The sequence below is a fragment of the Streptomyces sp. NPDC102360 genome (assembly GCF_044766085.1).
In the GTDB taxonomy this organism is placed as follows: Bacteria; Actinomycetota; Actinomycetes; order Streptomycetales; family Streptomycetaceae; genus Streptomyces.
The window spans coordinates 382,214-385,842 of the sequence record NZ_JBIWLG010000009.1 but is presented as its reverse complement, the minus strand read 5'-3'; the positions used below and the strand labels follow the sequence as shown (position 1 = coordinate 385,842).

Annotated in this window: 4 protein-coding genes; 2 read left to right on the top strand and 2 right to left on the bottom strand. The window is 73.8% G+C overall.

Annotation, left to right across the window (positions count from 1 at the left end; all coding sequences use genetic code 11):
- Positions 1 to 231 precede the first annotated feature (231 nt).
- Entirely contained in the window at positions 232 to 1,533 is a 1,302-nt protein-coding gene (locus ACIRHA_RS31410) for a zf-HC2 domain-containing protein (protein WP_403852859.1), read from the bottom strand.
- Positions 1,530 to 2,105 (bottom strand): sigma-70 family RNA polymerase sigma factor, encoded by a 576-nt coding sequence (locus ACIRHA_RS31405; protein WP_403852857.1) that lies wholly within the window; start codon positions 2,103 to 2,105, stop codon positions 1,530 to 1,532. Before ACIRHA_RS31405 ends, ACIRHA_RS31410 begins: the two co-directional genes overlap by 4 nt.
- A 300-nt stretch (positions 2,106 to 2,405) precedes the next feature.
- Between ACIRHA_RS31405 and ACIRHA_RS31400 the strand changes: the two genes are divergently transcribed.
- Together ACIRHA_RS31400 and ACIRHA_RS31395 are read left to right on the top strand one after the other, a co-directional pair.
- Positions 2,406 to 2,780, top strand: a complete 375-nt coding sequence (locus ACIRHA_RS31400) for an STAS domain-containing protein (RefSeq protein ID WP_403852855.1) — start codon at positions 2,406 to 2,408, stop codon at positions 2,778 to 2,780.
- A 120-nt stretch (positions 2,781 to 2,900) separates the two neighbouring features.
- Positions 2,901 to 3,398, top strand: coding sequence for an EF-hand domain-containing protein (locus ACIRHA_RS31395; protein WP_403852853.1), 498 nt, complete (start codon positions 2,901 to 2,903; stop codon positions 3,396 to 3,398).
- The last annotated feature ends 231 nt before the right edge of the window (positions 3,399 to 3,629 follow it).

Here is a 3,629-nt window from a genome sequence, read left to right as displayed (position 1 = left end):
GGCGGCGCGCCCTCGGAAGTGGCCCCCCCCCGGGCGGGGGGGGGGGGGGGGGCCCCCCCCCGCGGGGGGGGGCCGCCCCCCCCCCCCGGCCCCCCCGCCCCCCCCCCCCCCCCCCCCCCCCCCCCCCCCCCCCCCCGGCCGCAACCCCCGACGGGGCGAAAGATCGGGGCTCTGCCCCGCACCCCGCTGCTCAATCGCCGCAGGGGCTTGATATTGCCGGGCGTGAGGCGCCTACAAACGGCTCAGGCCGGCCGTCGCCGACAGGACGTCGCGGATGGCCTCTCGGTCGCCGACCTGGCCCGCCGCCGCTTCCTCCGGGAGGACGTGACCCGCGGCGAGGCGGCAGAACTCCACGCCGTCCAGCGCCACATGGGCCACCTCCCGGTCGCCGGAGGCGGTCGCCGCGGGGGAGTCGAGGGCGATCAGCCACTCGCCGCCGCCAGCCCCCTCGACCTCCAGGCGCAGGCTGCGCCCCGGCCGCCCCGCGCCGACGAGTTCCCGGGCGGGGGCCGCGAGGCCTTGCCGGCGGCGCGCGGCCAGGGAGCCGGGGAGCATCCGGGCGGCGAGGTCGATCATCCGGTTGAGGTGGCGCGGGGGCGGCGCCTCGTACGGGTAGTCGACCGCGTCCGCGATGTCGCCGGCGTGGATCCAGCACTCGAAGGCCCGGTCGACCATCGCGTCGCGCAGCGCGAGCTCGAAGTTGCCGTACGAGACGGGGAGTTGACCGGAACCTCCGGAGCCGCCACTGTCCGAGCGCGCGAAGGACACCGTGCGGATGACGGAGTGCGACTGCTCGCGCCAGGGCGCCCGTACCGCGCGCGTGGGCGGGAAGTAGGAGGCCCTCCAGTACGCCTTGGTGCGCGCGGTGGGGTCGAGGAGCGCCGGCGCGGCGGAGCCCCGGTCCGGGCGCAGCGGCGGTCCCACGGCGGGGTCCTCGAGGCCGAGGGCGCGGGCCACCAGGCCGTCGACGCTGGTGAGGTGGGCGATCACCCCGGCGACCGTGGTCTTCTTGCCGATCTGCTCCGCCCCCTCGTACCAGCGAAGTCGCACCGGTGCGTGCCATTCGCCGTCGCCGATGTCCTGGAGCAGCGCGTCGAGCCGGGCGGTCTCCGCGTCGTACGGGGTGGCCCAGCCGGGTACGGGGATGCGGGCGGGGCGTCGGGTGAGGCAGCCCTCCAGGACGCGGGAGCGCAGCATCGGGTCGAGGTCGAGGCTCTCCTCGGCGTGCAGCAGGCCCACGGCGTCGCGCAGCCGCAGCGCTTCCTCGGCGCAGGTGCCGCAGTCGCCCAGGTGGATCTCGACGGCGGCCGCTTCCTCGGGGGAGCAGGCGGCCAACGCCCAGGCGCCGAGCAGGGACTTGAGGACGCGGTGCTCCAGGACGGCCGGTTCGGCCGCCGTCACGTCGGGCAGCGGGCGGCCGGTGTCCTCGATGGAGGAGCGGGGTGTCGGTATCCAGGGCCGGTCCACCGGGCCGGAGCCTTCTGGCTCCTCCTCGGGAGGGTCGAACCGGTCCGGTCCGTTCGCCGCGCTCACGCCGGCCTCCCGTAGCCGCGGCCGGGAGGTGTGCCCGCGTTGTGGGCCGTCGAAAGGAGTTGCAGGCCGAGGCGGAGCCTGCGGCGGGCCTCGTCCTCGGTGACGCCGAGGTCGGCGGCGGTCTGGCGGTAGTCACGGCGCTGGAAGTACGCGAGGTTCAGCGCGTCGCGCAGCGGGGCGGGCATGGACGTCACGATGTAGTCGGCGCGGGCCGCTGCGGAGGCGTGACGCACCTTGCGCTCCAGGTCCTCGGTGGTGCCGAGCCCGGTGCGCACGAGGGCGGCGGACTCGGTCTGGCGCAGGCGCTGCACCGCGTGCCGGTGGGTGAGGGTGGCGATGAAGGAGCGCAGCGGGCCCTGCTTGGGGTCGTAGGACTCCGGATTCTCCCAGATCTGTGTGAACACGTCACGGGTGATCTGGTCGGCCGCCGTCTCGTCGTCGAGCACGCGGTGGGCCAGGCCGTGCACCAGCGAGGCGAACCGGTCGTAGAGCTCGCCAAGCGCCGCCGCCTCCCCGTGGGCCAGGCGCTGCTGCATCCTGCGGTCCCAGCGGGACGGGGTGTCCTTGGGCATGAGGCCCCCTCACCGACTGCCCGAACTACTTTTCCTTCTCCTCGAATGTAACGGTCGGCACCGACAACGCACGCTTCTTTGCCGCATTGTGCGCCCCCGGAGATCAGCAGGTGGTAAAGACCATTCACGCTGTGGAGCGCGATGAGCGATCTGGTTCACATGTGACCGGCCAGGGCTTAACCAGGCCATATGTGATAGGTCTGCGGGAGTGTTTCATCCCGGTGCGGCAGGGCAGCCGCGCAGAAGAAACGTAGGGACAGATTCCGGAAAGTCGATATCCCCGAGCGAGAGGCATGCCGCGTGGCGCTCAAGGTGACCGAGTCAGGGCAGGGCGACTGGGCCGTCGTGTGCGCGTCGGGAGAGATGGACCTGGTGACGTCCCCGGCGCTGCGCCAGCAGGTGCACGAAGCGGTGGCGGACGGCCGCCGCAGTGTCGTGCTCGACCTCTCCGACGTGCTGTTCTGTGATTCGAGCGGCGTCGGCGTGCTGATCGCGGCGCGCCGCCTGATGCGCTCCTGCCAGGGTCGCCTGCGGCTGATCCTGCCGGCCCAGGGCGCGGTCGACGGCTCCCATGTGAACCGCGTGCTCGGCGCCCTCGGTGTCCGCCGCCTCTTCGACGTGTACCCGGACGTCGCCTCGGCGGTGGACGAGGACGCGGCGCCGATGTCGGCGTAACGGCTTGTACCGGGTTTTCACCGGCCTTGACACAATCGCCGCAGTTCGGGGCGGGCGCGCACGGGACCGTCGTACGCTCCGATGCGTAAGACCCAACGACCCGAGAGGCGGCCCATGAGCATGGACGAGCGGAGGATCGCGGCCCGGTTCGCCGGCTTCGACCAGGACGGCAACGGATACATCGACCGCGAGGACTTCTACGTCGCCGCGAAGGCGCTGCTCGCCGAGTTCGGTGTCACGGCACGTTCCGGGGAGGGGCAGTCGCTGTTCGCCGGGGCCGAGGCGTTCTGGCAGGGCATGGCCGGGATCGCGGATGTCGACGGGGACCAGCGCGTCACCCGCGAGGAGTTTGTGACCGGGGCCGTGAAGCGCCTGCGGGACAACCCGGACCGGTTCGCCGAGATCGCCCGCCCGTTCCTGCGGGGCGCGTTCGCGGTGGCGGGGGCCGGGGAGGCCGGGGTCGAGGTGGATACGGCGCGGCGGGTGCTGGGTGTGCTCGGGGTGGAGCGGGATGTGGCGCGGGCGGCTGCCGATGCGTTGGTCTCCGACGGTTCGGACCGGATCACGGAGGACGCGGCGGTCCGAGCCTTCGCCAGGTACTTCACCGTCCCTGAGTAGGCCCGCCTCGTACTTCAACGTCCCCGAGTGGACGCGCCTCATCAAGCCCGGTGTGGCCATATCAAGCCCCGCCTTTTGGACGAGAGCCAGCGGGGTCCGGGGCGGAGCCCCGCGGCCGCAACCCCCGACGACGGGGCGAAAGATGGGGGGGGGGGCCCCGGCCCCCGGGGGGGCCCCCCCCCGGCGGGGGGGGGGGGGGGGCCCCGGGGGGGGGGGGGGGGGCCCCGCCCC

Excerpts from the sequence above, each read along its gene's own strand:
- ACIRHA_RS31395 (WP_403852853.1), top strand. The coding sequence starts at position 2,901 with ATGGACGAGCGGAGGATCGCGGCCCGGTTCGCCGGCTTCGACCAGGAC.
- ACIRHA_RS31405 (WP_403852857.1), bottom strand. The coding sequence starts at position 2,105 with ATGCCCAAGGACACCCCGTCCCGCTGGGACCGCAGGATGCAGCAGCGC.